The organism is Streptomyces sp. NBC_00341 (assembly GCF_041435055.1).
GTDB lineage: Bacteria > Actinomycetota > Actinomycetes > Streptomycetales > Streptomycetaceae > Streptomyces.
The window spans coordinates 2,358,612-2,385,088 of record NZ_CP108002.1 but is presented as its reverse complement, the minus strand read 5'-3'; the positions used below and the strand labels follow the sequence as shown (position 1 = coordinate 2,385,088).

At 71.4% G+C, this 26,477-nt stretch carries 24 protein-coding genes; 9 read left to right on the top strand and 15 right to left on the bottom strand.

The window, feature by feature from the left end; all coding sequences use genetic code 11:
• Nucleotides 1–195: 195 nt before the first annotated feature.
• Nucleotides 196–1,161, top strand: coding sequence for a Ku protein (locus tag OG892_RS10545; RefSeq protein WP_371628977.1), 966 nt, complete (start codon nt 196–198; stop codon nt 1,159–1,161).
• Nucleotides 1,162–1,345: 184 nt separating this feature from the next.
• Here OG892_RS10545 and OG892_RS10540 read toward each other — a convergent pair whose 3' ends face one another.
• The 3 genes from OG892_RS10540 to OG892_RS10530 form a co-directional block, all read right to left on the bottom strand.
• Nucleotides 1,346–2,344, bottom strand: a complete 999-nt coding sequence (locus OG892_RS10540; protein WP_328867275.1) for an ArsR family transcriptional regulator — start codon at nt 2,342–2,344, stop codon at nt 1,346–1,348.
• An 88-nt stretch (nt 2,345–2,432) separates the two neighbouring features.
• Nucleotides 2,433–2,810 carry a VOC family protein gene (locus OG892_RS10535; protein ID WP_328867276.1) on the bottom strand — a complete coding sequence of 126 codons (378 nt, stop codon included), beginning with the start codon at nt 2,808–2,810 and terminating at the stop codon, nt 2,433–2,435.
• 104 nt (nt 2,811–2,914) lie between these two features.
• The gene (locus OG892_RS10530; RefSeq protein WP_073735755.1) at nt 2,915–3,577 is read right to left on the bottom strand and encodes a ScbR family autoregulator-binding transcription factor; all 663 of its coding nucleotides are present in this window, start codon (nt 3,575–3,577) and stop codon (nt 2,915–2,917) included.
• Nucleotides 3,578–3,831: 254 nt separating this feature from the next.
• Between OG892_RS10530 and OG892_RS10525 the strand changes: the two genes are divergently transcribed.
• Together OG892_RS10525 and OG892_RS10520 are read left to right on the top strand one after the other, a co-directional pair.
• Nucleotides 3,832–4,764 carry a ScbA/BarX family gamma-butyrolactone biosynthesis protein gene (locus tag OG892_RS10525; RefSeq protein WP_242436682.1) on the top strand — a complete coding sequence of 311 codons (933 nt, stop codon included), beginning with the start codon at nt 3,832–3,834 and terminating at the stop codon, nt 4,762–4,764.
• Nucleotides 4,761–5,702: an NAD(P)-dependent oxidoreductase gene (locus tag OG892_RS10520; protein WP_073735754.1), complete on the top strand. Its 942-nt coding sequence runs from the start codon at nt 4,761–4,763 to the stop codon at nt 5,700–5,702. The genes OG892_RS10525 and OG892_RS10520 overlap by 4 nt, the downstream gene beginning before the upstream one ends.
• Here the strand turns inward: OG892_RS10520 and OG892_RS10515 are convergent.
• The 3 genes from OG892_RS10515 to OG892_RS10505 form a co-directional block, all read right to left on the bottom strand.
• On the bottom strand, nt 5,692–6,588 hold the full coding sequence (locus tag OG892_RS10515; protein WP_371628976.1) for a PhzF family phenazine biosynthesis protein: 897 nt from the start codon (nt 6,586–6,588) through the stop codon (nt 5,692–5,694). The genes OG892_RS10520 and OG892_RS10515 overlap by 11 nt on opposite strands.
• 113 nt (nt 6,589–6,701) lie before the next feature.
• Entirely contained in the window at nt 6,702–7,169 is a 468-nt protein-coding gene (locus OG892_RS10510; protein WP_327336603.1) for a lamin tail domain-containing protein, read from the bottom strand.
• A gap of 166 nt (nt 7,170–7,335) precedes the next feature.
• Complete coding sequence (locus OG892_RS10505; protein ID WP_327336602.1) at nt 7,336–8,109, bottom strand: SDR family oxidoreductase; 774 nt, start codon at nt 8,107–8,109, stop codon at nt 7,336–7,338.
• Between the two features lie 322 nt (nt 8,110–8,431).
• Here OG892_RS10505 and OG892_RS10500 point away from each other — a divergent pair, with 322 nt between their 5' ends.
• Nucleotides 8,432–10,066, top strand: coding sequence for an alkaline phosphatase (locus OG892_RS10500; RefSeq protein WP_371628975.1), 1,635 nt, complete (start codon nt 8,432–8,434; stop codon nt 10,064–10,066).
• A gap of 8 nt (nt 10,067–10,074) precedes the next feature.
• On the opposite strand, the gene OG892_RS10495 is transcribed toward OG892_RS10500, so the two are convergent.
• The gene (locus OG892_RS10495) at nt 10,075–11,073 is read right to left on the bottom strand and encodes a Gfo/Idh/MocA family oxidoreductase (RefSeq protein WP_328867280.1); all 999 of its coding nucleotides are present in this window, start codon (nt 11,071–11,073) and stop codon (nt 10,075–10,077) included.
• A gap of 78 nt (nt 11,074–11,151) precedes the next feature.
• Here OG892_RS10495 and OG892_RS10490 point away from each other — a divergent pair, with 78 nt between their 5' ends.
• On the top strand, nt 11,152–12,450 hold the full coding sequence (locus OG892_RS10490; RefSeq protein ID WP_328867281.1) for a multidrug effflux MFS transporter: 1,299 nt from the start codon (nt 11,152–11,154) through the stop codon (nt 12,448–12,450).
• Nucleotides 12,451–12,500: 50 nt separating this feature from the next.
• The gene (locus OG892_RS10485; RefSeq protein WP_371628974.1) at nt 12,501–13,496 is read left to right on the top strand and encodes a small ribosomal subunit Rsm22 family protein; all 996 of its coding nucleotides are present in this window, start codon (nt 12,501–12,503) and stop codon (nt 13,494–13,496) included.
• Here the strand turns inward: OG892_RS10485 and ddaH are convergent.
• Complete coding sequence (gene ddaH, locus OG892_RS10480) at nt 13,493–14,401, bottom strand: dimethylargininase (protein ID WP_371628973.1); 909 nt, start codon at nt 14,399–14,401, stop codon at nt 13,493–13,495. The genes OG892_RS10485 and ddaH overlap by 4 nt on opposite strands.
• 239 nt (nt 14,402–14,640) lie before the next feature.
• On the opposite strand from ddaH, the gene OG892_RS10475 reads away from it, so the two are divergent.
• On the top strand, nt 14,641–15,387 hold the full coding sequence (locus OG892_RS10475) for a bifunctional DNA primase/polymerase (protein WP_073735746.1): 747 nt from the start codon (nt 14,641–14,643) through the stop codon (nt 15,385–15,387).
• A gap of 298 nt (nt 15,388–15,685) precedes the next feature.
• Here the strand turns inward: OG892_RS10475 and OG892_RS10470 are convergent, their stop codons facing one another.
• From OG892_RS10470 to OG892_RS10440, 7 genes are all read right to left on the bottom strand, one after another.
• Nucleotides 15,686–16,600 carry a hypothetical protein gene (locus OG892_RS10470; RefSeq protein ID WP_371631611.1) on the bottom strand — a complete coding sequence of 305 codons (915 nt, stop codon included), beginning with the start codon at nt 16,598–16,600 and terminating at the stop codon, nt 15,686–15,688.
• Entirely contained in the window at nt 16,551–17,522 is a 972-nt protein-coding gene (gene efeU, locus OG892_RS10465; protein ID WP_073735744.1) for an iron uptake transporter permease EfeU, read from the bottom strand. Before efeU ends, OG892_RS10470 begins: the two co-directional genes overlap by 50 nt.
• A 39-nt stretch (nt 17,523–17,561) precedes the next feature.
• A complete protein-coding gene (efeB, locus tag OG892_RS10460; RefSeq protein WP_371628972.1) occupies nt 17,562–18,866 on the bottom strand; it encodes an iron uptake transporter deferrochelatase/peroxidase subunit in 1,305 nt (434 codons plus the stop codon).
• A gap of 23 nt (nt 18,867–18,889) precedes the next feature.
• The gene (gene efeO / locus OG892_RS10455; RefSeq protein WP_073735742.1) at nt 18,890–20,026 is read right to left on the bottom strand and encodes an iron uptake system protein EfeO; all 1,137 of its coding nucleotides are present in this window, start codon (nt 20,024–20,026) and stop codon (nt 18,890–18,892) included.
• A 190-nt stretch (nt 20,027–20,216) separates the two neighbouring features.
• Complete coding sequence (locus OG892_RS10450; protein WP_371628971.1) at nt 20,217–21,056, bottom strand: heme ABC transporter ATP-binding protein; 840 nt, start codon at nt 21,054–21,056, stop codon at nt 20,217–20,219.
• A complete protein-coding gene (locus OG892_RS10445; RefSeq protein ID WP_107421785.1) occupies nt 21,053–22,123 on the bottom strand; it encodes an iron ABC transporter permease in 1,071 nt (356 codons plus the stop codon). Before OG892_RS10445 ends, OG892_RS10450 begins: the two co-directional genes overlap by 4 nt.
• A gap of 32 nt (nt 22,124–22,155) precedes the next feature.
• Nucleotides 22,156–23,235, bottom strand: coding sequence for a hemin ABC transporter substrate-binding protein (locus OG892_RS10440; protein WP_073735739.1), 1,080 nt, complete (start codon nt 23,233–23,235; stop codon nt 22,156–22,158).
• Nucleotides 23,236–23,369: 134 nt separating this feature from the next.
• Here OG892_RS10440 and OG892_RS10435 point away from each other — a divergent pair, with 134 nt between their 5' ends.
• Together OG892_RS10435 and OG892_RS10430 are read left to right on the top strand one after the other, a co-directional pair.
• The gene (locus OG892_RS10435; protein ID WP_371628970.1) at nt 23,370–24,788 is read left to right on the top strand and encodes an HtaA domain-containing protein; all 1,419 of its coding nucleotides are present in this window, start codon (nt 23,370–23,372) and stop codon (nt 24,786–24,788) included.
• A 104-nt stretch (nt 24,789–24,892) separates the two neighbouring features.
• Entirely contained in the window at nt 24,893–26,473 is a 1,581-nt protein-coding gene (locus tag OG892_RS10430) for an HtaA domain-containing protein (protein ID WP_371628969.1), read from the top strand.
• The last annotated feature ends 4 nt before the right edge of the window (nt 26,474–26,477 follow it).

Here is a 26,477-nt window from a genome sequence, read left to right as displayed (position 1 = left end):
GGCCCGCCGAATGCGGCCGGGGACGTGTCCGGACGCCCGCCTCCCCGGGCCGTCGCGCCTGTCCGGCGTGCGATCACGACCGGTCGGGGTCAGGATCGAGGTGCGGGCGGCGGTGGCCCGGCCGGCGCCGTTCGGCCGTTCACCGTGCGTATAGCGGTCGACCCGGCCGCACCCGCCACGGGCCTGGAGGTAGGGATGCCGCGACCCCTGTGGACCGGAGCGATCAGTTTCGGGCTGGTCACGATCCCGATCAAGGTGATCAGTGCGAGCGAGGACCGCGCGATCCACTTCCATCAGTTCCACCTGTCGGACATGGGCCGGGTGCGGACCCGCAAGGTGTGCGACCTCGACGGCGAGGAGCTGTCGCAGGACGAGATCGGCAAGGGTTACGAGATCACGAAGGACGAGACCGTCCCGGTCACGGACGAGGAGCTCGACCAGATGCCGCTGCCGACCGCGAAGGCGATCGAGATCGTCTCGTTCGTCGACGCGGCCGGCATCGACCCGGTCCGGATCGCCGACTCGTACTACCTGGCGAGCGGCGGCCAGGTCGCCGCGAAGCCGTACACCCTGCTCCGGCAGGCGCTTGAGCGCTCGGAGAAGGTCGCCGTCGCCAAGTTCGCCTGGCACGGCCGCGAACGCCTCGGCATGCTCCAGGTCCGCGATGAGGCGATCGTGCTCCACGTCCTGCACTGGCCCGACGAGATCCGCAGCCCGGAGTCCCTCGCGCCGAAGGACGTGGAACTGGACGAGAACGAGATCGAGCAGGCCGTCCAGCTCACCGAGACCATGGCCGCCGACGACATCTCCGGCTTCCGGGACCACTACCGCGAGGCCCTGGAGCAGCTCATCGAGGCGAAGTCGGAGGGCAAGGAGACTCCGAAGCCGGCCGAGGACACGGAGCGGGAATCCGGGCAGGTCATGGACCTGATGGCGGCCCTGAACGCCTCCGTGGAGGCCGCGAAGGAGAGCCGAGGCACCGACGAGGGCGATGCCACGGATGCCACGGATGCCACGGTGCACCCGATGCGGTCGCGCAGGAAGGCCCCGGCGAAGAAGACGGCGGCGAAGAAGACGGCAGCGAAGAAGACAGCAGCCAAGAAGGCTACGGCCAAGAAGACCGCCGCGACCCAGTCCCAGCAGAAGCGCAGCGCGTCCTGACGGGCTGCCCCGGCCCCGTGGGGCTGGAAGTCGCAGAGCGCCAGTGAACCGTGTGCCCGGACGGCCACCGTCGGCACCAACGGCCGTACACCGGCGACGAACCGCTTGAGCACCTGATCCGTTTCGGTCGCTGTCATGGCCGGGATTCGCAGAGCGCCCTGCCGGGTCCGGGGTTCGCGCGTGCTCACGCCGTGCGCGGCTCGCCGTTCAGCAGCGCCTCGCCCAGCGAGGTGCGTCGGTGAAGCACTTCGTGGCGCCGGCGGTGCGAACTGATCAGGCCGGCCTCACGCAGCACCGCCGTGTGCCGGCTCGCGCTCGCCGGGGCGAGGAACAGCTCGGCCGCGATCCCGCCGGTCGACATGGGCCGGTCCAGGACGTCGAGCACCTGCGCGCGGGTGTGGCCGAGCAGTCGGCCCAGTGAGTCGAGCGTGCCGGACGGCGGGCGGACGCGGTCCAGCCAGCCCGGCGCGGGCGCCAGCGGGAGCACCAGGACCGGCGGCAGCCCGGGGTCCGCCAGCGTCACCGGCCAGCGGGTGCAGAAGAACGACGGGATCAGGTGCAACGGGCGCCCGTCCAGCGTCAGTTCCCACTCGATCGGATACGCGCACTCCAGCGCACCGTCCCGCCGGATCAGCTCCGACTGGTAGCTGGCCAGCAGCCCCTCCGCGCCCGAGGTGAGCGCCGCCTGCGAGCGGTGCGGCAGATCGGCGGCGACCTCGGCGCGGATCGCGTCCTGGTACGGGGCCACCGCCACGCTGTGGAACCGCCGCAGCGCCTGGCCCAGCCAGTGCAGCGCCGCGAGATCCCCCTCGGCGAGCCGGCGCACGGACGCGGGCATGCACCGGTCCGGGTAGAGCTGCCCGAGCTCCCGTCCCAGCCGTTCGCGCGGCGTCGACAGCACCGCGTCCAGCCCGGCCTCCAGGCCGGTGTCGCCGGTGCGCGGGGTGAGGAAGTCCGGGAAGTACTCCGCGTGCGGGCAGATCCGCATCAGCGCGGCCGTCGTCCCGGTCAGCCCCTCGTCGTCCAGGTCCGCGCGCGCCTTGCGGCGCCACGGATCAAAGACCAGTGCGGCGTGCCGGTTCTGCAACAGCTGCAGACTCAGCGCCGTTTCCCACAGTGGATGGACGGATTCCGCCAGCCGCAGCCGGTTGAGATCCTCCGTGCCGAACTCGATACGCAGCATCTCATCCCCCGATGGCCCTGGCTGCGTTGTCCACTATGGCGGGAGATGGGGTGGAGGGCGAGACCGCGCCCGGCCAATCTCGACGGGGTCAGCGATGGCTCAGGACGTTGATGACCCGGCCGTTGGGATCGCGGACGAAGAAGCGGCGCACGCCCCACTCCTCGTCCTGCGGGCCGTACACGATCTCCGCGCCCGCGCGCACCAGCGCCGTGTGTGCCTCGTCCGCGTCCGCCACCTCCACGCTGACGTCCGGCGTGACGGGTGCGGTCCGGTCGGCGCTCATGAAGCTGATCTGGGCGGTGGGTTCCGAGGGCGGGGCGAGCGTCATGATCCAGCCCTGGTTCATGACCTCCTCGAACCCCAGCAGCCCGTAGAACGCGGCGTTCGCCCGCATGGTGGCGGCCTCGCCGTCGGGACCCGAGCCCGCGACGACGGGGATGTTGGGGACGACACGGCGGACTGACATCGACGACTCCTGTCACATGGCTGACTCGACGTCACCGACATTACGGCCCCTCACACCGGACCGCCCGGTATGCTTTGGTCCTGCCAAGCCGTTGGTTCCGGTGGTCAGTTGGGGGCGCCGGTCTGGGTCGGTACGGTTTCGAGGAGGCGGAGGAGACGTTCACCGCGATCTTCGGCCATATCCAGAGTGGCCAGAACGGCCGGCGTCGAGATGCTCGGCAGTACGTAGTGCAGCAGGACCGAGATGCGCCGCCCGAGGTCCTCGCGGTGGGACAGGACCTGCGACATCACCTGGATGCCCGAGAAGGATCCGGCCAGCATCTCGGCCGTCTCGCCCGGGTCGACGTGCGGCAGCAGCTCGCCCTGGCCCTTCGCCGCGCGCAGCAGGAGTTCGAGCCGGTCTATCCAGGCACGGAAGGGTGTGCCCCGGTCGAGGCCCTCCACGGCCTGGTCCATGGCCAGGCCGACACTGGCCCGTACCAGCGGCTCATGGCGCAGGCGGTAGGCGAGGATCATGCCCTGGTCCACCAGTTCCTGGAGTTTGGTCAGCTGCGGCGGCAGCGGATCGCTGTGCAGCTGTATGTCCATCACCCCGAGCGCGAGATCCTCCTTCGAGGTGAAGTGGAAGTAGAGCGCGCCCTTGGTCGCCCCTGCCCGCGCGAGGATCTCGCTGATGGTCGCGCTGCTGTAGCCACGCTCGTCGAACACCTCGGCGGCCGCCACCAGGATCGACCTGCGGGTCTGGATCGCGCGCGCCTGTTGTGCCATCAGCTTCTCTCTAGTGGTGGCGGGGTTGGTGTCATATGGGGTTGGCTGGAAAGTAAAACCGAACTGTCAGTATCTTACTGCGGAGCGGCTCGGCTCCGTGACTCGGATCCTCCTGGGGGAACTTCATGGTTCAGATCACCTCACGCAGTGTCTCGGTGCCGGCCGGCAGTGCCGGGGCCGCGAGGAACACCGACCGCGCCGGGGCCCCCGGCGGAGTTCCGGACTCCGCCTCCGCCGCCGGAATGGAGCAATCGGTGCGAAGAAGGAGCTCCCCGGAACACCTGAGACAGCTGGTCCACCGGCCCGATCCGCAGGACGTGTTCCCGACCGGACTGACCAGGCTGACCGACTCCCAGTTCTCGGTGTCGGCCCACTGGCCGAGGCCGCACCGCTTCTTCGCCCCGGTCGCGGGCCACCAGGACCCCCTGCTGATCGCGGAGACGATGCGGCAGACCACCATGCTGATCGCGCACTCCGAGTTCGGGGTGCCCCTCGGGGACGCGTTCGTGATGTGGGAGCTGCGGTACGCCTCGGAGGCCGGGCGCCTCGTGCTGGGCGAGGAGCCCTGGGACATCACGGTGGACGTGTCCTGCTCCCGGATACAGCGACGCGGCAGGAGCCTCGGCTCCATGCACCTGGAGCTCCTCCTGCACCGCCGCGGCACCGTGCTGGCCACCGGCGGCGGGCGGATCAGCTGCACCTCCGCCAGGGCCTACCAGCGGGTACGAGGACACCGCGCCGACATGCTCGACGCGCGGATACCCCTCCTGCCCGCCGTCGCACCCCGGACCGTGGGCAGGACCTCCGAGCACGACGTCGTCCTCGCTCCCGCGGCGGCGCCCAGCACCTGGGCGCTTCGGCTGGACACCCGGCATCCGACGCTCTTCAGCCATTCCAACGACCATGTTCCGGGCATTCTGCTGCTGGAGGCCGCCCGACAGGCGGCCCAGGCGGCCACGCCCGGCCGCACCTTCCTCCCGACATCGATACAGGCCGACTTCCTCCAGTACGTGGAGCTCGACCGCCCCTGCTGGATCGAGGCCCTGCCCGTCCCCGCCGACGGCGTCTCGCCCGCCGGGGTACGCATACGGGCCGTCCAGGACGACGAACCCGCCTTCACCTGCACCCTCCGTACGCCGGATCTCCGTCAGACCGGCCTCAGCGACGCCCGGAGCCGCCGCTCATGACCACGCGCATCCTCATCACCGGGGCCACCGGCTTCGTCGGCAGCCGGGTGGCCGCCGCCGCCCGCGCGACCCCCGGCGTCAGCCTCCGGCTGATGACGCACCGCACCGAGCCCGACGCCCCGGCCACGACGGCCGACGGACCGGACTTCGAGACGGTGTACGGGGATCTCGCCGATCCCGGGACGCTGCGCGGCAGCTGCGAGGGCATCGACGCGGTGATCCACTGCGCCTCGCACGTCGGCTCCGGCGAACAGACGGCCCGGACCGTCAACGACCTGGGCACCCGGGCCCTGGTCGACGAGGCCGTACGCAGCGACGTCGGCCGGATCGTCCAGCTCAGCACCGCGTCCGTCTACGGCCGGGGCCCCTTCACGGCGCTGCTCCCCGGAATGGCCGAACCGGCCCCCGCCTCGGCCGTCAGCCTGACCAGGGCCGCCGCGGAACAGCACGTCCTCGCGGCGGGCGGGGCCGTCCTGCGCCCGCACATCGTCCACGGGGCGGGGGACCGGTGGGCGATTCCCGGACTGGTGGCCCTGCTGCGGTACCTGTCGGCCGGACCGGTCGGCTGCGACGCCCGCCATTCGATGATCGACGTGGCGACGCTGGGGCGTGCGCTGCTCGGGGCGGCGCTCTCCGAGAAGGCCCCGGCCGGTGTCTACCACGTGAACCATCCGGAGCCGGTGAGCTGTTCCGAGGTCCTGTCGACGGTCCTCACCGAGCTCTCGCTGCCGTGGGCGAGCATGGAGATCGGGGTGGACGAGGCCCGCGCCCGGCTGGCCGGTGTCCCGTACGCGAAGCACCATTTCGAGATGCTCACCGTGGACCACTGGTTCGCCGACGAGCGGGTCTGGCAGGACTTCGGCTGCGAGCCGGGTCCGGACTTCCGTACGTCCTTCGCCGAACACGCACCCTGGTACCGGAAGTTCCTCAGCCGCTGAACGGCCGCCGGACCGCCGCCGGGATCCTGGTGCCCGTCCCGCTCACCCTGACCCGCGTGTCGCCCGCCCGCAGCGTGACGGTGAGGGTGCCGGGCCGGCCCATGTCCTCACCCTGGTGGAGGGTCAGCCCGGCGGTGTCCGGGACCAGGGAGAGGGCCCGCAGATACGCGCCGAAGGCGGCGGCCGCCGCGCCCGTCGCCGGGTCCTCGACCACGCCGCCGACGGGGAACGGGTCGCGGACGTGGAAGACGGTCTCTGAGGCGCGCCACACCAGTTGCAGCGTGGTCAGGTCCAGCCGGTGCATCAGTGATTCGACACGGCCGAAGTCGTAGTCGAGGTCGGCCAGCCGCTCCCGGGTCGCGGCGGCCAGCACCAGGTGCCGGGCGCCCGCGTAGGCGATGCGGGGCGGCAGGGCCGGGTCGAGATCGGTGGCCGGCCAGCCCAGGCCGGCCAGCGCCTCCGCCAGGTCGTCCGGGGAGACGTCCGTGATGTGGGGCTCCACGCTGGTGAGGGTGGCCCGCAGCTCGGCGCCCTCGCGGACGACGGTGACCGGCACCGGCCCGGCGGCGGTGGCGAACTCCAGGTCTCCGGGGCCGTCCCGCTCGGCGAGCGCCAGGGCCGTCGCGACGGTGGCGTGCCCGCAGAAGGGGACCTCCGCCTTCGGGCTGAAGTAGCGGATCGCGTAGCCGCGTGCGCCCGGCGCCGCCGCCCCGGTCCGCCCGGTCAGGAAGGCCGACTCGCTGTATCCGAGCTCCGCCGCCACGGCGAGCATCTCCGACTCGTCCATCCCGGACGCGTCCAGCACCACACCGGCCGGATTGCCGCCGTCCGGATCGGCGGAGAAGGCGGTGTAGCGGAGGACCGCGGCCGGCGAGATCTCGTTCATGTGCCGCACAACCGTGCCGGGGCCCGGGACATTCCCCGGACCCCGGACCGCGACGGACCGCTGCGTGCCTGACCGTGCGGGCCCGACCGTGCGGGCCGGGCGCGGCTGCCGGTTCAGTGGCAGTTCTTGGTGCCCTTGCTCGACTTCGTCCAGGAGCAGGAGTCCAGCAGCTTGCCGTTCGGCTTGATCAGCCGCGCCTTGTCACCGGTGTTGTTCCAGACGTACGAACCACGGTTCCAGTACACATGACCGGGGCTGGTCTTCCCCTTGCCCGTGTGGACCTTGACGGTCTTTCCCGGGCTGACGTTGTAGCTGCCGAACGTGTAGGTGTACCCGGTGTTGTCCTTGAGCTTGTAGCCCTTGAGCTGGAACTTCGCCTTGGTGTTGTTGTGGATCTCCACCCATTCGGCGTTGAGTGAGGCGGTGGACCGGGTGTCCTTGCCGGGGCTGTCGTACTGGATCTTGCCGAGGTGCACTCCGCCCTGGTGCGAGGCGGCCGAGGCCGGTGCCGCGACGAGCAGCGAACCGGCGAGGGCGGTGGTGGCCGCCAGGGCGAGGGGCACCGCGGTGCGTATGCGCATGCTGTGTTCCTAGTGTGTAGTTCCGGTGAAGAACGATGAGCATAAGGGCAGCACGCGCTTACCGGACCGGCCGGGGTGTCATTTCGGCAGGCATCGACCGTTCCGGTGTGAGGGTTGGTCAACTCTGTTCGCTCGGGGACCGGTTCCGACTGATCGGGTCAGTCGGTCAGCCCCGTCCCACGTACGGCATGGCCGTCGCCAGCACCGTGGCGAACTGGACGTTCGCCTCCAGCGGGAGCTCCGCCATGTGGACCACGGTCCTCGCCACGTCCGCGGCCGCCATCACCGGCTCCACGGCCAGCTCGCCGTTGGCCTGGAGGATTCCGGTCCGCATCCGCTCGGTCATCTCGGTCGCCGCGTTGCCGATGTCGATCTGCCCGCAGGCGATCCGGTACGGGCGTCCGTCCAGCGACAGCGACTTCGTCAGACCGGTCAGCGCGTGCTTGGTCGCCGTGTACGCGACCGAGTGCGGGCGCGGGGTGTGGGCCGAGACCGAGCCGTTGTTGATGATCCGGCCGCCCTGCGGGTCCTGCTCCTTCATCCGGCGGTATGCCGCCTGCGCGCACAGGAACGCCCCCGTCAGGTTGACGTCGACCACCGTGCGCCAGTCCTCGTACCCGAGGTCCTCGACCGGTACGCCGCCCGGACCGAAGGTGCCCGCGTTGTTGAAGAGCAGGCCGAGGTGGCCGAAGGACTCGTGTACCGAGGAGAAGAGCGCGTCCACCTCCTCGGGGCGCGAGACGTCGGTGGGGACGGTGATGACGCGGGCGTGCTCCCCGGCCAGCGCGGCGGTCTCGGCGAGCGGTTCCGGGCGGCGGCCCGCGAGCGCCACCGACCAGCCGGCGCCGGTCAGGGCGAGAGCCACCGCGCGACCGATCCCGGAGCCCGCGCCCGTGACCACGGCCGTCTTCCTCGCGGAGTTCAACAGTTTGTTGCTCATGGTGCGGCAGCGTACGCCCAGGGCTCCGTGCCGGTGGAGCGCCCCGGCCGTCCGCCGGCGTCCGTCCGGGCCAAGGGGGTTCCTCGGAGGGCGGGTTCGTGACTCCGGGGGGTGAACCCGGTACCGGGTTCCGGCGATTCCCCGGCGGTCCGGGCCGGAGTTAATGATCATGGCCCTGGCCGCATATGCGGACTTTGCCCCTGGGGACCCATTCCCGCCGCAATCCTCATCCCGACGACGCCCGCACGACGCGAGCACGACAACCGCCGGATGTGCTGGACCGGTGGACTTCCCCTCACACCACCAGTCAGGGGAGGGACAGATGACGCACTCATCGCACCAGCAGGAGCAGGAGCTGCGCGACGCCGTCCGGCACACGGGCCGCCGCCGATTTCTCACCGTCACCGGTGCCGCCGCCGCGCTCGCCTTCTCGGTCGGCCTGCCCACAGCGGGCTCCGCGGCCGCCGCCGAGCTGGACGCCCGGCGGATCGACGAGGACCCGTTCACCCTCGGCGTCGCCTCCGGCGACCCGCTGCCCGACTCCGTCCTGCTGTGGACGAGACTCGCGCCCCGCCCGTACGAGCCCGACAGCGGACTGCCCCGCGCCCGCGTCGAGGTGAGCTGGGAGCTGGCCCGCGACGAGCGCTTCAGCCGGGTCGTCCGGCGCGGCTCCGCCACCGCCCACCCCGAGTTCCACCACAGCGTCCACGTGGAGGTCGGGGGACTGGACGCCGACCGCGTCCTCTACTACCGCTTCCGCACCGGCAAGTGGACCAGCCCGGTCGGCCGGACCCGCACCGCGCCCGCCAACGGCGCCCACAAGCGCGAACTGACCCTGGCCGCCGTCACCTGCCAGGCCTACCACGACGGCTACTTCACCGCCTACAAGCACCTCGCCCAGGAGGACGTAGACGTCGTCTTCCACCTCGGCGACTACCTCTACGAGTACGCGGTGACCGCGACCGGCGGGGCCCGCAACTACACCGACCGCACCCTGCCCGCCCTCTTCAACCGGGAGACGACCACGCTGGAGGACTACCGGCTGCGGTACGCCCTCTACAAGTCCGACCCCGATCTGCGCGCCGCCCACGCCGCGCACCCCTTCGTCGTCACCTGGGACGACCACGAGACCGAGAACAACTACGCCGGGGACACCTCGGAGGACAACCTGCCGCCGGAGGAGTTCCTGATCCGCCGGGCCGCCGCCTACCGCGCGTACTGGGAGAACCAGCCGCTGCGCGCCCCGCAGCGGCCGACCGGCCCGGACATGAAGCTCTACCGGCGCCTCCAGTTCGGCCGGCTCGCCCAGTTCGACATCCTCGACACCCGCCAGTACCGCAGCGACCAGGCGTACGGCGACGGCTGGCAGACCCCCGGACCCGAGTCCGAGGACCCCTCGCGCACCATCACCGGCGCGGCCCAGGAGCGTTGGCTGACCGACGGCTGGCGCCACTCCCGGGCCACCTGGAACGTCGTGCCGCAGCAGGTCACCTTCGCCCAGCGGCGCGACGTACCGACCGACGCCTACAAGCTCTCCATGGACTCCTGGGACGGCTACACGGCCTCCAGGGACCGCATCCTGAAGGGCGCCCAGTCCGCCGGGGTGGACAACCTGATGGTGCTGACCGGCGACGTGCACGTGAGCTACGGCTTCGACATCAAGCGGGACTTCGAGGACCCGAAGTCCCGCACCGTCGGCACCGAGATCGTCACCACGTCGATCACCAGCGGCAAGGACGGCGCGGAGAAGCCGGCCAACTGGAACAACCTGATGCAGGCCAACCCGCACCTGAAGTTCTACAACGGGCGCCGCGGCTACGCCGTCGTCACCCTCCAGGAGCGGCAGGCGCGCGCCGACTTCCGTACGGTGTCCGCCGTCACCAAGCCGGGCGCCCCCCTCACCACGGCAGGATCGCTCGTCACGGAGGTGGGCAACCAGGGCCTCACCCCCGCCTGACCCGAGTTCTAGGGTAGGTCCACCGGGTAGCGGACGCCGACGCGGTCACGTACCGCGTCGAGCGTCCGCATCACCGCGAGCGAACCGTCCAGCGGCACCAACGGGGACTCCGTCTCACCCGCACGGACCGCCCGCATCACCTCCGCCGCCTCGAACTGCATCCCCGACAGGCCCTGCGGACCCGGCCCCGAGGTGACCTCCTCCGGTTCGCGGCCCGCCCGGTGCAGCACGAAGCGCTGCGGATAGAAGAAGCTGTCCGGGAAGTCGATGCGTCCGGCCGTCCCGATGACCGTGGCGGCCGTCGGGTGGTGCCCGACGATCGAGCAGGCGAGCAGGGCGGTGGCGCCCGAGTCCCAGCCCAGCAGCATCCCGGTGTTCAGGTCGACGCCCTCCGGTGACAGCAGCGCGTCCGCCCGCACCCGGTCCGGCTCACCCAGCAGCAGCTGCGCGAACGACACCGGATAGACCCCGAGGTCCAGCAGCGCACCGCCGCCCAGCGCGGGATCGCGCAGCCGGTGCTCCGCGCCGAAGTCACCGGCGAAGCCGAAGTCGGCCTGCACGGTGCGGATCTCACCGATCGCCCCGTCCCGCACCAACTCGGTCATCCGGCGGATGACCGGGTTGCAGTACGTCCACATGGCCTCCATCAGGAAGAGGCCCCGGCCGCGCGCGAGCTCCACCAGCTCCCGCGCCTCGCGCTCGTTGAGCGTGAACGCCTTCTCGCACAGCACGTGCTTTCCGGCCTCCAGCGCGAGCCCGGCCGCCTCCCGGTGCGCGGAGTGCGGAGTGGCCACGTACACCACGTCGACCTCGTCGTCCGCGACGAGTTCGGCCCAGCTGCCGTAGGCCCTGGGTATCGCGAACCGCTCGGCGAACGCCTTCGCCGCGGTGTCCGTACGGGAGGCGACGGCCACCACCTCCGCATCGGGCATCGCCAGCAGGTCGGCGGTGAAAGTCGCCGCGATGCCACCGGTCGCCAGCACGCCCCAACGGACAGTCCTGCTCATGCACGCTCCCAAAAAGGTGTCGACCATTCCGGCTGAGCTGAGAGCATAGAGGCGGATTCAACAACAATGGAGATCAGAATGCCGGAGAGCGGCGTCAGCCGAGCCCAGCACGTACACATAACCGACACAGCACCCGTCACCTCACCCCGGCCGGCCGCCACCGCGGCGGCCCGGCGCACCGGACTTCTCGTCACCCTGGTCCTCGGCGGACTGACCGCGCTGCCGCCGCTGTCCATGGACATGTACCTCCCGGCGCTGCCCGCCGTCACCGACTCGCTGCACGCACCCGCCTCGACCGTCCAGCTCACCCTCACCGCCTGCCTCACCGGCATGGCGCTCGGACAGGTCGTCGTCGGTCCGATGAGCGACCGCTGGGGCAGGCGCCGCCCGCTGCTCCTCGGCATGATCATCTACGTCTTCGCCACCGCGATCTGCGTCTTCGCCCCGACCGTCGAACTCCTCATCGGCTTCCGGCTGCTCCAGGGGCTCGCGGGCGCGGCCGGCATCGTCATCGCGCGCGCCGTGGTGCGTGACATGTACGACGGCATGGAGATGGCCCGGTTCTTCTCCACGCTGATGCTGATCTCCGGCGTCGCCCCCGTCATCGCCCCCGTCATCGGCGGACAGGTCCTGCGGCTCACCGACTGGCGGGGCATCTTCGCCGTCCTCACCGTCGTCGGCACCCTGCTCACCCTGGTCGTCTGGAAGTGGCTGCGGGAGACCCTGCCACCGGAGGAGCGCCACACCGGCGGCATCGGTGACGCGCTGCGCACCATGCGCGCCCTGCTCGCCGACCGCGTCTTCACCGGCTACATGATCGCGGGCAGCCTCGCCTTCGCCGCCCTCTTCGCGTACGTGAGTGCCTCGCCGTTCGTCGTGCAGGAGATCTACGGCGCCTCGCCGCAGACCTTCAGCATGCTCTTCGGCATCAACTCGATCGGCCTGATCGCCGTGGGCCAGATCAACGGCAAGATCCTCGTCGGACGGATCAGCCTGGACAAGGCGCTCGGCTTCGGGCTCTCCGTCATCGTGCTGGCCGCGACCGCGCTGCTGCTGATGACGTCCGGCGTCTTCGGCGACGTCGGACTCGTGCCGGTGGCGACGGGGCTGTTCGTGCTGATGTCGGCGATGGGCCTGGCGATGCCGAACACCAACGCCCAGGCCCTGATGCGCACCAAGCACGCGGCCGGATCCGCCTCCGCGCTGCTCGGCACGTCGTCGTTCCTGATCGGAGCCATCGCCTCGCCGCTCGTCGGGATCGCCGGAGAGGCGACGGCCGTACCGATGGCCGTCGTACAGCTGGTGTGCGCGGTGGGCGCGATGGCCTGCTTCCTGGCGCTGTGCCGGCCCTGGCAGCAGGTGGCCGCGCGGCCGTGACGGGCCACGGCCCGGGGGAGGGGCGGCCGGGATCCGCCTACACTTCGTCGGTGAACGACACCCTCCCCACCGCGGACACCCTGCGTGCGGCACTGGCCGGACTCCTCGACGGGCTGCCGCCCCGCCAGGCCGCCCAGGCCGTCGACCGGCTCATCGCCAACTACCGGGGGACCACACCCACCGGCACCCCGCTGCTCCGCGACCGCTCGGACGTCGCCGCGTACGCCGCCTACCGGATGCCCGCCACCTTCGAAGCGGTACGGTCCGCCCTGCACGCCCTGCGCGAGGCCGCCCCTGACTGGGTGCCCGCCACCCACACCGACGTCGGCGGCGGCACCGGATCGGCGAGCTGGGCGGTCGCCGGGGCCTGGGAAGGGCCCAGGACCACCGTGCTGGACTGGGCCGAGCCCGCACTCGCGCTCGGCCGCGAACTGGCCGCCGCCGCCGGCGTCCCGGCGCTCGACGCCGTCGAGTGGCGGCGGGCCCGGATCGGCGAGGACCTCGCGCTCGACCCCGCGGACCTGGTGACCGTCTCCTACGTGCTCAACGAGCTGACGCCGCAGGCCCGCACCGCGCTCGTCGACGCCGCGGGCCGTGCGGCGCAGGCCGTGGTGATCGTCGAGCCCGGCACCCCCGACGGCTACGCCCGCGTCATCGAGGCGCGGGACCGGCTGACCGCCGCCGGGTTCACCGTCGCCGCGCCCTGCCCGCACAGCGACGTCTGCCCCATCGAGCCCGGCACGGACTGGTGCCACTTCTCGGCCCGGGTGAGCCGCTCCTCGCTGCACCGCAAGGTGAAGGGCGGCTCGCTGCCGTACGAGGACGAGAAGTTCAGCTACGTCGCGGCGACCCGGTTCGCGGTGGACCCGGTGGGGGCCCGGATCACCCGCCGCCCGCAGATCCGCAAGGGCCAGGTGCTGCTGGAGCTGTGCACCCGGGACGAGGGGCTCCAGCGGGCCACGGTCACCAAGCGGCACGGCGAGCTGTACCGCGCCGCCCGGGACATCGACTGGGGCGACGCCTGGCCGCCGCCCGAGGCCGGCTAGCAGCTGTCCTGTCCGCGCAGCTCCTGGGTACAGCACTTCACGCTGCCGCCGCCCTTGAGCAGCTCGCTCAGGTCCATCGGCAACGGCTCGAAGCCGCGTTCCCGCAGCGGATCGAACAGGCCGGTGGCGGCCTGCGGCAGGAGCACGTTGCGGCCGTCGCTCACCGCGTTCAGCCCGAGCGCGGCGGCGTCCGCCTCATCGGCGATCAGCGCGTCGGGGAAGAGCCGGGCCAGCACCGCTCGGCTGCCCGGTGAGAAGGCGTCCGGGTAGTACATGATCTCGTCGGACGCCTCGTCGAGCACGCTCAGCGCCGTATCCAGGTGGTAGTAGCGCGGATCGACGAGATCCAGCCCGATCACCGGCCGCCCGAAGAACTCCTGGGCCTCGTCGTGCGAGAGCGGGCTCGACCGGAAGCCACGGCCCGCCAGCAGGTACGAGGACGTCACCGCGAAGTCGCCCTCGCCCTCGTTGACGTGGTCCGGCTCATGGATCTCGGTGAAGCCGTGTTCGCGGAACCAGTCGCGGTGGGCGGCCGCCTCTGCGAACCGCTCCTGGTAGGCGAACCTGGCGCCCAGCACCCGGCCGTCGACCACGGTGGCCCCGTTGGCGGCGAAGACCATGTCGGGCAGCTCGGGGTCGGGGGTGAGCAGCTCCACGGTGTGACCGAGGGCGCGGTAGCGGTCGCGCAGATCCTCCCACTGGGTCTGCGCCAGCGGGAGGTCCACCGGCTTGGTGGGGTCCATCCACGGGTTGATGGAGTACGTCACCCTGAAGTGGGCCGGGGCGCACATCAGGTAGCGGCGGGGTGTGGCTTCACGAGGCAACGAGGGCTCCTCACGAATCGTCGCGGCGGCATTGGTGGCCGCTGCGGCCGGTGCGTCGCACGGGTATGTGCGTGAGCCCATGGTGCGCCGTCCGGGGCCCGCCGCGCAGTGAACCGATCGGGTGGTTCCCTCGCGGTGCGGAGCCGCCCCCCTCCGCTCCGGCCCGCACGGTGAGCACTCCTGCCGCGCATTTCATGACAGAAGGTGTGATAGTGCTCACCCCGCGCCGCCGATCCGCCCACCCCGCTTCCGGAGTCTGGCCACCCGAGGCGCAGGATGGTGGGACGATGGACAGGGGCAACGCTGAGGTAAGGGGATAGATGGGCGCCGATTTCGGCCGTAGTCGCGGCTCAGAGAGCAGGTTTTCCCACTGGCTGCGCCGACGACCCAAACCGCAGCAGAGCGAGGTCGACGAGACCGCACGGGAGGCACTGCTCCTGGCTGTCGCAGAGGCCGGAATGCCGATCGCGCCCGCTGCCCATCCGTTGGGCTACCGATGTTCCTGCGAACGCATGGGCTGTCCGACCCCCGCCAGGCATCCGATCTCGTTCGCCTGGCAGACGCAGTCGACCACCGACCGGTCCCAGATCGAGCGCTGGGCCCGCAGCCAGCCGCAGGCCAACTTCATCACGGCGACCGGCATGATCCACGACGTTCTGGACGTCCCGTGGTCGGCGGGTGAGCAGGCGCTGGAACGGTTGCTCGCCGCCGAGATCGAGGTGGGCCCGGTGGCCCGGTCCGGCGACGACCGGATGCTCTTCTTCACGGCGACACGGGGTACGCCGGAGGACGAGGACGAATGGTGGCCGTGTGAGCTGGACTGCCACCCCGAGACGATGGACGAGCACCCCGGACTGCGGTGGCACTGCCGAGGCAGCTACGTACTGCTGCCGCCCGCGCGGCTTCCGGGGGAGCTGGACGTGCGGTGGGTGCGGGGGCCGGAGAATCCGCTGCCGGATCCGCTGACGCTGCTGGAGACGCTGACGGACGCGTGTGCGCGGTTCGTGGGGTCGGCGGAGCAGAGCGATGTGGATCATGAGTCGGTGGCCTGGCCGCTGAGCCGGTAGGCGGTGGCCTGGCGGGGTGGGTGCGGGTGCCGGGGCCGCCCGGTGGCGGTGTTGCCCTCAATCGCCGGGCGGGCTTGAAGAGATGCCCTCAATCGCCGGGCAGGCTTGATCTTGCGCCCGGGCGGGCTTGAAAAGGTGCCCTCAATCGCCGGGCAGGCTTGGTTTTGCGCTCGGGCGGGCTTGAAAAGGTGCCCTCAATCGCCGGGCAGGCTTGGTTTTGCGCCCGGGTGGGCTTGAAAAGATGCCCTCAATCGCCGGGCGGGCTTGATTTTGTGCTCGGGCGGGGTTGACTCGGTCCTCAGGAGCCCTTGGCCGAGGTCAGGCCCGGGAGGCGGTTCAGTATGGTCACCTTGGCTGTGCCGGCGCCCTTCTTCGGGACGTACACCAGCTGGCTGGAGACCCGCTCCTTCGTGAGGGTGCTCTTCACCTCGCCGGACAGCAGCGCCCGCACATCCTGGGTGACGGTCGGGCGCAGCCCCTTCGCCGCGGTCTGGCGTTCGAAGTGCTTGCTGCTGAAGAAGACCAGCGCCCCGCCGTCCTTCGTTTCCAGGCCGAGCGGTCCGAACGCGCCGCTGTCCAGCGGCTGGTCGATGTACTGGTACGAGAAACCCGCCCGCCGGGTGTTCTGACGCGTGGTGCGCCAGAGCGAGGTGGAGGCGCCCGGGGCGAAGACGTCGGGCGTGCCCTTCTGCAGGTAGTCCGTGTACTGCTTGCTCAACTCTTCCGGGGGCACCGTCAGTCCGGTGCTGTCCGCCGGGACCGGCTTGGCCCGGCCGTCGTCGTCCTTCGCGAAGGCGGGCAGCCGCGACGGGGCGACGACCGAGAGGTAGACGGCCTTCCAGCCCGCGTCGGGGCCGGACTTGGTGAAGACGACGAGCCAGCGGGTGTCCAGCTTGCCGTCGTCCTGGTCCCGGTTGGAGTCGGTGTCCGCGACGAACCACCTCGGCCAGCCCGCCTTCTTGGGGATGACGTAATTCGCGTCGGTCAGCTCCAGCGGCCGGTGGTTCGCGTTGCCGTCCGGGTTGTTCTTGTGCCGGGCCTTCAGGCCCGCCTGGTTGATCGCCCCGAGCGAGCCGCCGATCTCGTCCGCGTCCAGCGCCGGATCGTAGGCCTTGTCCGCCGCGTTGTACGCGGCGGTGAACGTCTTCAGGGCCTGTGCGGCCTCAGACCTCGTCGCCGCCGGCACGACTTCCAGCTCGCCGTGCACCGTCATGCATCCGCTCGCCGTCACGCTCAGCACCGTCGCCGCCGCGAGCCCCGTCGCCAGCCGAACCGGCCTCAGACTTCTCATCCGTTGCTTTCTGCGCCTTCTGATCCGTCGCCCCCACTGACCGTGCGAACCCTACCGGGGCGAGGAAGAGCGCGAGCGTGGGGATCAGATACAGCGCCCACACCGTGATCTGGAGAACCGTCGGATCGGGCTGGAAGTTGAAGGTGCCCTTCAGCAGCGTGCCGTACCAGCTGTCCGGCGGAATCGTGGTGCTGATGTCGAACGCCCGGTTCTGCAGGCCCCCGAGGAACTCGGCCTCCTGGAGGTCGTGCACCCCGTACGCGAGCACGCCCGCCGCGACGACCACCAGCATGCCGCCGGTCCAGGTGAAGAACTTCGCCAGGTTGATCTTCAGCGCACCCCGGTAGAACAGCCAGCCCAGCACCACCGCGGCGGCGATGCCCAGCACCGCGCCGATCATCGGATGCCAGCCGTCGTCCGCCGCGTGCACCGCACGCCAGACGAACAGCGAGGTCTCCAGCCCCTCCCGGCCCACCGCGAGCAGCGCCGTGGCGACCAGCGCGCCGGTCCCCATCGCGAGCGCCGCGTCGAGCTTGCCGTGCAGCTCCGCCTTCAGGTGCCGGGCGGTGCGCCGCATCCAGAAGACCATCCAGGTGACCAGGCCGACGGAGAGGATCGACAGCGAGCCGCCGAGCGCCTCCTGCGCCTTGAACGTCATCTCCTGGGAGCCGAATTCGAGCCCGGCGCCGAACGCCAGGCTGACGACGATCGCGATCCCGACGCCGACCCAGATGGGCAGCAGCCTGTTCCGGTTGCCCGTCTTCACCAGGTACGCGATGAGAATGCAGACGACCAGGCTGGCCTCAAGGCCCTCGCGAAGGCCGATCAGGAAGTTACTGAACACGATTCGGATCCCTTTCCGCTTCGGGGTGCTTGAGAACGGCTACGAGAACAGCGCCCGGCCCCACCAGTCGTCCTTGTCGCGGACGCCCGGCGGGACGGCGAAGTGCGCCGAACCCACGTGCTGGATGTACTCGTTGAGCGCGTCGTGCGCCGCCAGACGGCGCTGGAGCGGTACGAACCCTTTGCGGGTGTCGCGCTGGTACGCGAGGAAGAACAGCCCGGCGTCCAGGCGGCCCAGGCCGTCCGTCCCGTCGGTGAAGGAGTAGCCGCGCCGCAGGATCGTCGCCCCGGCGTTGCTGTCCGGGTGCGCGAGCCGTACGTGGGCCGTCGGCAGCATCGCCTTCAGGAACGGCTCGTCGCGCTCCTTGGCCTTGCCGACCGGGGCGCCCTCGCCCTTGTCGCGGCCGAAGACGTCCTCCTGCTCCTGGAGCGGGGCGCGGTCCCAGGTCTCGATGTGCATCCGGATGCGCCGGGCCACCAGGTAGGAGCCCCCGGTCATCCAGCCCGCCCGGTCCTTCCCGCCGACCCAGACGTGCTCGTCCAGGGCCGCGGTGTCGCTGCCGGAGATGTTCCGGGTGCCGTCCTTGAAGCCCATCATGTTGCGCGGGGTCTGGGCGCCCGGCGTCGTCGAGGACGTCTTGCCGAAGCCCAGCTGGGACCAGCGGATCGCGGTGCGGCCCATGCCGATCCTGGCCAGGTTGCGGATGGCGTGCACCGCCACCTGCGGGTCGTCCGCACAGGCCTGGACACACAGGTCGCCGCCGCTGCGGGCCGCGTCGAGGTTGTCGCCGGGGAACCCCGGCAGATCGACGAGCGCGTCTGGCCGCCTGTCCTCCAGGCCGAACCGCCCCTTGGCGAACAGCGAGGGACCGAAACCGATGGTCAGCGTCAGCCGGGACGGCTGGAGGCCCAGCGCCTCGCCCGTGTCGTCCGGCGGGGCCTCGGCCAGGCCCCCGTACGCCCCGTCACCGACCGCGTGGCCGGCCGTCATCCGCTCGGCGGCCCGGGTCCACTCCTTGAGCAGCGCGACGAGTTCGGCCCGGTCCTTCGTGGTCACGTCGAACGCGGCGAAGTGCAGCCGGTCCTGGACGGCGGTGGCGATCCCGGCCTGGTGCGCCCCGTGGAACGGCACCGCCGCACCACTGTCCGCGGCCGGGACCTGATCGTCGCCGGAGCGGACCGCGGCGACGGCGCCGCCCGCCGCCACCGCGCCCAGGGCGAGTCCGGCGCCGCCCCAGCCGAGCAGCGCCCGCCGCGAGGGTGCGCCGGTGGCATCCGTGTGCGCCGCGCCAGCGTCCTGTGCGCCCTCGTCCTGCGCGCCCGCGTCCTGTGTGTCCTCGGACATGCCCGAAACCTCTCTGCGGCCCGTTACTTCGTCACTGCGGCGGCGAGCCTGGAGAGCGGCTCCGCCAGGGCGTTGACCGCGTCCGACAGGTCCTTGCGGTCCGCCTTGCCGACCTTCTCGTACGAGGTGAACTCGTAGGAGGTCTTGTCCTTGCGGTAGGTGTCCAGCAGGTTGTTCAGCTCCGCGAACCGCTTGTCCAGGGTGGCCGACAGGGCCGCGTCGTTCTTCGAGGCGATCGGCTTCAGCAGCTCGTAGGACTTCTCCGCGCCCTCGACGTTGGCCTTGAAGTCGATCAGGTCGGTGTGGCTGTAGCGCTCCTCCTCGCCGGTGACCTTGCCGGTCGCGACCTCGTCGAGGAGTTCCTTGGCACCGTTGGCCATCGAGGTCGGGGTGATCTCCGCCGTGCCGACCCGCTTCTGCCAGTCGAGCAGGTCCTTCTGGAGGGTCGGCGCGAGGGCCTTCTCCTCTGCGCCCAGCTTCTTGTCCTGCCACAGCGCCTTCTCCAGGCGGTGCCAGCCGGTCCACTTCTGGCCGTCCTCCAGTCCGTCCGCGCGGACGTCGACCTTCGGGTCGATGTCGCCGAAGGACTCCGCGACGGGCTCGGTCCGCTCCCAGCCGAGCCGGGATTCGGCGTAGACCTTCTTGGCGGCCTCGATGTCCCCGGCGGCGACCGCGTCCGTGAAGAGCTTGGCCTTCGGCAGCGTCGCGTCGGCCTGGTCCTGGACGTAGGTGCGGTAGGCGGCGACGGCCTTGTCCATCTCGGGGCTGCGCTTGGCGGCGCTGCCGCCGCTGATCTCCAGCTTCTGCCGGATGCCGTGGCCCTTCATGCCGGGCTTGCAGGCGATCTCGTACGAACCGGCCTTGATCTCGGCCGTGATGGTGGCCTTGGTGCCGGGGCCGATGTTCTCGCGCTCCGCGACGATGCGGTCGTCCGGGAACAGGACGTAGACCTCGGTGACCTTGGAGCCCTTGTTCTGCACGGCCAGTTCGACGTGACCGGCCGGCAGCTTCTTCTTCGACACCTCGCAGGAGTCGTCCTTCGCGACGACCTGGACGGCGCCGTCACCCTTGCCGTCGCTCTTCTCGGCGCAGCCCGTGACAGCGGTCAGAGCGGCCACGGTGGCGGCGGCGGTGACGACGGAGAGACGAACGGCTCGCATACGGGCTCCACATGAGGATGAAGGAAGAAAACGGAAGGACCGGACAAGGGCAGGTGAGGCGGACCTAACTTAACCGACCCTTACCTGGTCGATACCCACGCACGCAGTGATTCAGCTCTCACCGCGCACGCGGGGGAACGGGGCGATCACGACCGACCCATGGGCGAGCCCGGCAGGGGTAAAGCAATGGTCAAGCGGTCCGGTCGGGTACCACGAGCGGCACCCCGGTCCGCGGATGCGGGAACACCTCGACCGGCTGCCGGTAGACCTCTCCGAGCAGCGCGCCCGTGAACACCTCCGCGGGCGGCCCGGCCACCGCGATCCGCCCGTCGTGCAGCACGGCGGCCCGGTCGGCGTACGCGGCGGCCAGTCCCAGATCGTGCAGGACGACGACGACCGCGTCACCGGCGGCGGCCCGCTCCCGGCAGATCCTCAGCACCAGCTCCTGGTGGCGCAGGTCCAGCGCGGCGGTCGGCTCGTCGAGCAGCAGCAGCGGGGCGCGCTGCGCCAGCACCCGGGCCAGCGCGACCCTGGCCCGCTCGCCGCCGGACAGCGCGGAGAACGGGCGGGCGGCGAACTCGGTGACCTCGGTGGCCGCCATCGCCGCGCGGACCGCCGGATCGTCCTCGTCCTCGCGTTCCGTACCGGCCCAGGGAGCGCGCCCCATCCGGACGACGTCGGCCACCGGAAAGGGGAAGGAGAGCGCGGCGGACTGCGGCAGCACCGCCCGGCGCAGGGCGAGTTCGGCCGCGGACCAGTCGTCGACCGGCCGCCCGCCGATCCGTACGGTGCCGCTCGCGGCGGGCAGGTCGGCGGCGAGCGCGGCCAGCAGCGTCGACTTCCCGGCCCCGTTCGGGCCGACGAGCGCCAGCACCTCGCCCGCGTGCACCGTCAGCCCGACGGAGTCGAGCACCTGGCGCCCGCCCAGCCGGACCCGCAGCCCGCTCACCTCCGCGACCGGGGCGCCGGGCGCGACCGGCGCGGGGAGCAGGCGCTCGCGCACCGCGAAGAGATTCCGCAGCGTCCTCATGCCCAACCACCTTGCTTGCGACGGGTCCTGCGCAGCAGCCAGAAGAAGAACGGGCTGCCGATCAGAGCGGTCAGTACACCGAGCGGCAGCTCGGCCGGGTCCGCGACGGTACGGGCCGCGAGATCGCCCGCGACCAGTACCAGCGCACCGCCGAGCGCGCTGCCGGGGACGAGGAAGCGGTGTCCGGGGCCGTTCGCCATCCGCAGCAGATGCGGCACCAGCAGCCCCACGAACGAGATGATCCCGGCGACCGCCACCGCGGCGGCGGTCAGCAGCGCCACGACGAGCACCAGCACGACGCGGAGCCGTTCCACATCGACGCCCAGGTGCCTGGCGGGCCGTTCACCGAGCGCCAGCAGGTCCAGCTTGCGGGCGTAGAACGGCGCGACGACGAGTCCGAGCACCGCGCACGGCAGCACGGCCAGCACCTTCGGCCAGGTGGCCTGGGCCAGCGAACCGAGCTGCCAGAAGGTGATCTGGCTGATCTGAGCGTTGTCCGCGAAGAAGATGAACAGCCCGATCAGCGCACCCGCGAAGGCGTTGACGGCGATGCCGGTGAGGATCAGCGTCACGACCTCCGTCCGGCCGCCGGAGCGCGACAGCGCGTAGACGAGCAGTACCGTCAGCAGACCGGCGACGAACGCGCAGACGGTGATGGTCCAGTTGCCGAAGAAGCTCAGCCCCAGCGCGATCGAGGCGACCGCGCCGACCGCAGCGCCCGCCGAGATCCCGATGACGCCCGGCTCCGCGAGCGGATTGCCGAACACCCCCTGCATCAGGGCGCCCGCGCAGCCGAGGGACGCGCCGACCAGCAGCGCGAGGACGACCCGAGGCAGCCGGACGTTCCACAGGACGCTCTCCCCGACCCGGTCCAGGGCGTGTCCGCCGAGTCCGATCCGGTGCTGGACGGAGGCGAGGACGTCACCGAGCGGAATGCTGTACGCGCCGAGTCCGGCGGAGAGCAGAGCGCACAGGACGAGGGCGGCGAGCAGCCCGGCGGTCAGGGTGACGGCGGTCGTGCGCCGGGCGCGGGGCGGCGCGGGAGCCGGATCGGGCTCTCCCGCCACCGCCTGGACAGCTGTGTCGTGGGAGGTGGTGGTCACTTGGCGGCGCCGTTCCCGGGGTGGAGCTGGGCGACCAGCTCGCTCAGCACCCGGTCGGTGCGCGGCCCGTAGTTCAGCAGCACCCCGTCGTCGATGGAGAGGATCCGGCGGTCGAGGCCGGCCGGGGTCTCCGCGACGCCCGGGATCTTCACCAGGCCGTCGACACCGCCGACCGAGTCGAGCCCCTTCGTCATCACGAGGATCGCGTCGGGAGCCGCCTTGGCCAGGGCCTCGCTGGTGATGGCGGTGAAGTCCTTCTTCAGCCCGGAGGCCTTGCCCGCGTCGACCGCGCCCGCCGCTTCGAGCAGTGAACTCGCGCCGGACTCACGGCCCCCCAGCAGATAGACGGAGGCGGAGCCGCGCAGATAGAGGAAGGCGACCCGGGGCTTCTTGGCCCCGTCGGCCGGTGCGGGCACGGACTTCCGGACGGCGTCGATCCGGTCCTGGGTGCGCTGCTTCAGCTCATGGCCGGACTTTGGTACGCCCAGGGCGGCCGCCACCGTCTCGATCCGGCGGCCGACGTCCGCGAGTTCGGTGGCCGGTTCGACGACGACGAGCGGAATCCCGGCGTCCCGGATCTGGCCGATGGCCTCCGCCGGGCCGGTCGTGGTGTCCGCGAGGACGACGGTGGGCCGCAGGGAGAGCACGCTCTCGGCCGACACGTCGTGGGCGCGGGTCACCACCGGGAGCTTCTCGGCCTGCTCGAAGGTGGCGGTGATGTCGCGGGCCACCACCTGCTTGCCGAGGCCGAGGGTGAAGACGATCTCACTCAGGCTGCCGGTCAGCGGCACGATCCGGTCGGCCGAAGTGATCGTGGTCCGCTTGCCGTCCGCCGACTCCACGGTGACGGGCAGGTGGGGCGCGGGCACGGTGGCCAGCGGCTCGATCCGGTCCGCGTCGGCGGCCGAGGCGTTCTTGACGCCCGCCGTCTTCGCCGCCGGGGTCCCCGTACCCCCGCAGCCGGCCAGCAGCAGCGCGACCGCCAGGGATATCGCGGCCGTACGGAGGCCGATGCGCCCGCGCCCCGGTCGCCCGGTGTCGCGGCCCGGCGGGGCGAAGTCCTGCGAGAAGCGCACTGGGGCACCGTCCTGTCGTTCTGCGGCGTGCAGTTGGGAGTGGATTGCGAGGAATGTGACGGAAGGGGGTACCGGCACACGATGTACATAGCTTAGGTTAGCCTTACCTCATCTTCTAGACCTCGGAGGGGTTCATGCCGCCGTTCAGACCTGCCCGCGCGCTCGCCGTCGCGCTTCTCGCGGTACTGCTGGGAGCCCTGCTCCCGGCCACCGCCGCGCAAGCGGCGAGCCGGACGGTGCAGGGCGGCCGGCTGGACTGGGGGATCAAGTCCTCCTTCCAGAGTTACGTCACGGGCCCCATCGCCCACGGCAGTTGGAACCTGACGGGCGGCGCGGCCACGGTCGGCGGAAGCCAGTTCCGCTTCCACTCCGCGACCGGCTCCTACGACCCGGCGAGCGGCGCCTTCACCGCCGGCTTCTCGGGCGGCGTCCACTTCACCGGCCACAAGAAGTCCGACGGTTCCAACGAGCTGGACCTCACGATCAGCCGCCCGACCGTCCGCATCCAGGGCGGCGGCGGCACCCTGTACGCCGACATGGTCAGCAAGGACCGGGGGACCGGCCGGGTCACCTCCGCCGCCCAGGTGCCGCTGGCCACGCTCGGCCTGTCCGGGATCGACATGCGGGGCGGTTCTACCCCCGTCGCCCTCAACAACGTTCCGGCGACGCTTACTTCAGAGGGCGCCAGGTCCTTCGCCGGCTACTACACGGCCGGTACGCCGTTGGACCCGGTCAGCCTCTCCGTGGACACCTCGGCCCCGGCCGGGAAGCCCGCCGCGTCCAAGTCCCCCGGGAAGCCCTCGGGCGGCGCGAAGCCGAAGGGGACGGCGGGCCGGATCGAGGACGGTGCCGTGGACTGGGGCGTGCGCCGCACGTTCCGGGAGTACGTCACCGGCTCGATCGGCCAGGGCAAGTGGACCCTGGCCCAGGGCGCCCAGGACGGCGGCGCACTCTTCCGCTTCCCGAAGGGGCAGGGCACGTACGACGCGAAGGAGCAGACCCTGGCCGCCGACTTCGCGGGCAGCGTCCGCTTCACCGGGGCGGACGGCCTCGACCTGACGCTCTCCCGGTTCGCGGTGGGGCTGAAGGCGGGCCGGGGCACCCTCAGCGCCGACGTCCGGACGAAGGACGGCACACGGAAGGCCGCGCCGCTCATCACCTTCACCGCCGAGGACTTCGCGCCGAAGGGCGGCCTCGCGGTCCTCACGGAGGCCCCCGCGAAGCTGACCGCCGACGGCGCCAAGGCCTTCGGCTCCCTCTACAGGGCGGGCACCGCGATGGACCCGGTCTCGCTCGCCGTGGCCCTCGACGCGAAGGCGAAGCTGCCCGCGCTCCCCGACCTGGGCAGCGACCCGGCCCCCGCCGCGCAGCCGTCGGACACCCCCGGGCCGAAGACCGCCGCCGCCACGGCGTCCGTGGCATCGGCCGCGGACAAGGGCTCCTCGACCGGGCTCTACCTGACCCTCGGCGCCGCCGCCGTGCTCGCCGCGGTCGCGGGCGGCGTGCTGTTCCTGGTACGCCGCGGCCGCTCGACGCCGGGCACCCCTTCCTGACCCCGGACCCCTCCCCGCCCCCCACGCCTCGCTCCACCCCCTGTCCCCCCTGTCCCCCCTGTCCCCATCCCCACCCCCGCTGATCCCTGAGGAGACCACCGACCATGGCAGCCACCCGCCGCCCCATAGCCCTCGCCGCAGCCGTCGCCACCGCGGCCGCCCTCGGCACCGCCTTCGCACTCCCGGCGTTCGCGGCCGGCCAGTCCGGCTCGGACGGCGCCACCGCGGCCGCCCCGACGATGGAGCTGAAGGACGGCACGCTGGACTGGGGCTTCAAGGAGTCCTTCCGCAAGTACATCGGCGCCGCGGGCAAGATCACGGTCAAGGACGGTGCCACCCAGGCCGCCGGCAACGGTGTGTTCACCTTTGTCAACGGCAAGGGCACGTACGACATGACCACCCACGGCACCGACACCGCCTTCGAGGGCGGCGTCAACTTCTCCGCCCACGGCGGCGTCCTCGACATCACGCTCTCGGACGTCAAGCTGTCCACCGCCGGCAAGGGCGGTGCGATCACCGCCGACGTCGCGACCCCGCAGGGCACCCGGAACGACGTGGCGGTCGCGGACCTCGACCTGTCGGCCGTGAAGCCCGGTCAGGGCGCGGGCGGGGCGATGGTCTTCAAGGACATCCCCGCGAAGCTGACGAAGGCGGGCTCCGAGGCCTTCAACGGCCAGTACCAGGCGGGGGAGGTCCTCGACCCGGCCACGCTCACGGTGAAGGCGGTCGCGCCCCCGACCGAGAAGCCGACCGAGAAGCCCACAGACCCGGCGGAGCCGACCGAGAAGCCGACAGAGAAGCCCACGGACAAGCCGACCGACAAGCCGACCGTGAAGCCCACGGACAGGCCGACCACTCACCCCACGTCGAAGCCCTCCCCGAGCACCACGGCCACCGACAAGCCGGCCGCGGACCCGGGCGCCATCGTCGACGGCACCCTGAACTGGGGCGTGAAGGCCTCCTTCCGTACGTACGTCACCGGCCCCATCGCCCACGGCAAGGTCGAGACGACGGGCGGCGCGACCGCGTCCGGCGGCGGCTACCGCTTCCCCGACGCCACCGGCCACTTCGACGCCGCCGAGCAGACGCTGAACGCGGAGTTCGACGGCAAGGTCCGCTTCCTGGGCCACCAGGAGGACGGCGCCTACACGCTCGACCTCTCCCTGAGCAACCTGGAGATCCAGGCCGACGGGACCAAGGGCAAGCTCATCGCCGACGTGTCCACCAAGGACCGGGAGACGAAGAAGGTCGCCACCTACACCGGTCTCGCCGTCGCGGACATCGAGCTGCCCGCCGGCGGACTCACCGCCAAGGACGGTGTGGTGACCCTCTCCGCCGTTCCGGCCACCCTCACCTCCGACGGCACCAAGGCCTTCGGCGGCATGTACCGGGCGGGTGAGCAGCTCGACGCGCTGACCGTCGCCGTCGCCCTGGACAAGAACGCCGAACTCCCGTCCACCGGCGGCTCGTCCACGGGTGGTTCGTCCACGGGTGGTTCATCCACCACCGGCGGCTCGTCCACCACCGGCGGCACCGTGGGCGGCGGCGGTACAGTCGGCGGCTCCGGTGCACTGGCCTCCACCGGCTCCGACATCCCGGCCGGCGCGCTGTTCGCCGCCTCCGGCCTGATCATGGCGGCCGGTGCCGGCGCGGTCGTCGTGGCCCGTCGCCGCCGCACCGCCTAGCAGC

What these genes read in the sequence shown, in the direction of transcription:
- OG892_RS10545 (WP_371628977.1), top strand. Translation starts at nt 196, where the DNA reads ATGCCGCGACCCCTGTGGACCGGAGCGATCAGTTTCGGGCTGGTCACG.
- OG892_RS10540 (WP_328867275.1), bottom strand. Translation starts at nt 2,344, where the DNA reads ATGCTGCGTATCGAGTTCGGCACGGAGGATCTCAACCGGCTGCGGCTG.
- OG892_RS10535 (WP_328867276.1), bottom strand. Translation starts at nt 2,810, where the DNA reads ATGTCAGTCCGCCGTGTCGTCCCCAACATCCCCGTCGTCGCGGGCTCG.
- OG892_RS10530 (WP_073735755.1), bottom strand. Translation starts at nt 3,577, where the DNA reads ATGGCACAACAGGCGCGCGCGATCCAGACCCGCAGGTCGATCCTGGTG.
- OG892_RS10520 (WP_073735754.1), top strand. Translation starts at nt 4,761, where the DNA reads ATGACCACGCGCATCCTCATCACCGGGGCCACCGGCTTCGTCGGCAGC.
- OG892_RS10515 (WP_371628976.1), bottom strand. Translation starts at nt 6,588, where the DNA reads ATGAACGAGATCTCGCCGGCCGCGGTCCTCCGCTACACCGCCTTCTCC.
- OG892_RS10510 (WP_327336603.1), bottom strand. Translation starts at nt 7,169, where the DNA reads ATGCGCATACGCACCGCGGTGCCCCTCGCCCTGGCGGCCACCACCGCC.
- OG892_RS10505 (WP_327336602.1), bottom strand. Translation starts at nt 8,109, where the DNA reads ATGAGCAACAAACTGTTGAACTCCGCGAGGAAGACGGCCGTGGTCACG.
- OG892_RS10500 (WP_371628975.1), top strand. Translation starts at nt 8,432, where the DNA reads ATGACGCACTCATCGCACCAGCAGGAGCAGGAGCTGCGCGACGCCGTC.
- OG892_RS10495 (WP_328867280.1), bottom strand. Translation starts at nt 11,073, where the DNA reads ATGAGCAGGACTGTCCGTTGGGGCGTGCTGGCGACCGGTGGCATCGCG.
- OG892_RS10490 (WP_328867281.1), top strand. Translation starts at nt 11,152, where the DNA reads ATGCCGGAGAGCGGCGTCAGCCGAGCCCAGCACGTACACATAACCGAC.
- ddaH (WP_371628973.1), bottom strand. Translation starts at nt 14,401, where the DNA reads ATGGGCTCACGCACATACCCGTGCGACGCACCGGCCGCAGCGGCCACC.
- OG892_RS10475 (WP_073735746.1), top strand. Translation starts at nt 14,641, where the DNA reads ATGGGCGCCGATTTCGGCCGTAGTCGCGGCTCAGAGAGCAGGTTTTCC.
- OG892_RS10470 (WP_371631611.1), bottom strand. Translation starts at nt 16,600, where the DNA reads ATGACGGTGCACGGCGAGCTGGAAGTCGTGCCGGCGGCGACGAGGTCT.
- efeB (WP_371628972.1), bottom strand. Translation starts at nt 18,866, where the DNA reads ATGTCCGAGGACACACAGGACGCGGGCGCGCAGGACGAGGGCGCACAG.
- efeO (WP_073735742.1), bottom strand. Translation starts at nt 20,026, where the DNA reads ATGCGAGCCGTTCGTCTCTCCGTCGTCACCGCCGCCGCCACCGTGGCC.
- OG892_RS10450 (WP_371628971.1), bottom strand. Translation starts at nt 21,056, where the DNA reads ATGAGGACGCTGCGGAATCTCTTCGCGGTGCGCGAGCGCCTGCTCCCC.
- OG892_RS10435 (WP_371628970.1), top strand. Translation starts at nt 23,370, where the DNA reads ATGCCGCCGTTCAGACCTGCCCGCGCGCTCGCCGTCGCGCTTCTCGCG.
- OG892_RS10430 (WP_371628969.1), top strand. Translation starts at nt 24,893, where the DNA reads ATGGCAGCCACCCGCCGCCCCATAGCCCTCGCCGCAGCCGTCGCCACC.